The following is a 1,116-nucleotide window of genomic DNA, read 5'->3' as shown; positions in this document are numbered from 1 at the left end:
GCGACAAGGCGCCGGGCAACCTGGGCTCGCAAGCGGCGCTTTCCGAGCGCTGGCTCGATAGCCGCGCCGAGGCGGCGCTGATCGACGTGCGCAGCCTGACCTTCAGCGCCGAGGCACCGCTGAACTCGCCGATCGTGCTGCGCGGGGAGCCGGGTACCAGCACGAGCAGTGCTTTCAAGGCTTTCATCATCGATACCACCGGCCTTCCGGGCGGGGCGCGCATCGTGCTCGAGCATATCGACTTCGTCAGCCTCAAGGGCAGCGCCACGCTGGTGGGGGGCGCCGGCGAGAGCGTGATCATCGGCGACGACGCGCCCTTGAACCTGACCCTGGGCGAGGGGCGCGCCATCGTGGTCGGCGGGGCGGGCGACGACGTGCTGATCGGCGGCGCCGGGGATAGCTACCTGGAAGGCGGCGAGGGCAGTAACCGCTTCTATACCAAGGCTGGCAACGACACGTTGGTGGGGGGAAGCGACGTGGATGTGGTGCGCTTTGACGCTGCCATGGATGAGGTGAGCATCACGCGCGACGATGCAGGGCGGCTGGTCGTGAGCGGGGAGGGCAACGGGCGCAACACGTTGACCGGCGTGGAGCTCTTGCGCTTCGACGATCGCGTCGTGCTGGTCGATGCACCTTCGCTTGCCGATGACACCATCGTGCTGTTCGACGAAGCCTTCTACCTGCGCCAGAACGCCGATGTGGCCGAGGCCGTGGCGCGCGGCGAATACGCCAGCGGGCAGGCGCACTTCGAGCGCTTTGGCGCCGGCGAGGGGCGCGAGGCGAGTGATACAACGCGCAACGCCAACCTGGCCTTCGACGAGGAGTTCTACCTGGCCCACAACCCGGACGTGGCGGCGGCCATCGCCTCCGGTGTCTTCGCCAGCGCCTTCGAGCACTATTCGCGCTTTGGCGAACAGGAGGGCCGCAATCCCAACGTGCTGTTCGACGAGCGGGCCTACCGCGCGGCGAACGCGGATGTCGATGCGGCCATCGAGCAGGGGATCTTCGACAGCGCCTACCTGCATTATCGACTGTTCGGTGAAGGCGAAGGCCGCGCGCCTTCGGCCTGGTTCGACCTGGCGGCCTACCAGGCGGCCAACCCGGACGTGGTAGCGG

At 67.9% G+C, this 1,116-nt stretch carries 1 protein-coding gene; it reads left to right on the top strand.

The window, feature by feature from the left end; genetic code table 11:
• Positions 1-1,116, top strand: a 1,116-nt coding sequence (locus BIS11_RS18230) for a calcium-binding protein (RefSeq protein WP_301286521.1), incomplete at both ends; no start/stop codon positions are given.

The sequence above is a fragment of the Halomonas sp. 707D4 genome (assembly GCF_024158685.1).
GTDB lineage: Bacteria > Pseudomonadota > Gammaproteobacteria > Pseudomonadales > Halomonadaceae > Vreelandella.
The sequence above is the reverse complement of the archived record's forward strand: the minus strand, read 5'-3'. Positions and strand labels throughout refer to the sequence as shown.